We start from the raw sequence: 390 nt of genomic DNA, 5'->3' as shown, positions 1-390 counted from the left end.
ATTATCTCGACATGATTGTACTGTTTGCCGTAGTAATGCTGGCAAGATTAAAACTGATGATGGCAGACGAATTATATTATTTCCGAGAGGTTGGCCGGATATTACCGGTTTTGAACATCACAGTGGAAAAATGATTTTGATTGAAGTTAAAAATGAACGAGGCAAGTTGCGTGAAGATCAGAAGCGGTTTGCAAAATTTATTAAGCAATATCCAGTGTTATATGGTGTTTGCCGTTCTGTAGATGACGCGTTAAAAATTATTGGAGGTAAATAAAATGACAGTAAAGATACTTGATAAGGAACTGTTTAAAATGTACCAAAATGTAATGGCAGAAAGTATTTCTGATTGGAAGCGAGTAGCTAAATTCGCCAAATTCATTGATAAATATG

The 390-nt window shown here is 34.9% G+C and carries 1 protein-coding gene; it reads left to right on the top strand.

Annotated elements, in window-relative coordinates; genetic code table 11:
- A partial coding sequence (locus tag CBI42_RS11475) for a VRR-NUC domain-containing protein (RefSeq protein WP_256963822.1) occupies window positions 1-274 on the top strand: 274 nt, incomplete at its 5' end.
- Between the last annotated feature and the right edge of the window lie 116 nt (window positions 275-390).

It is taken from the genome of Streptococcus sp. KR, from assembly GCF_002238115.1.
Taxonomy (GTDB): domain Bacteria; phylum Bacillota; class Bacilli; order Lactobacillales; family Streptococcaceae; genus Streptococcus.
This window is presented reverse-complemented; position numbering and strand designations above follow the sequence as displayed.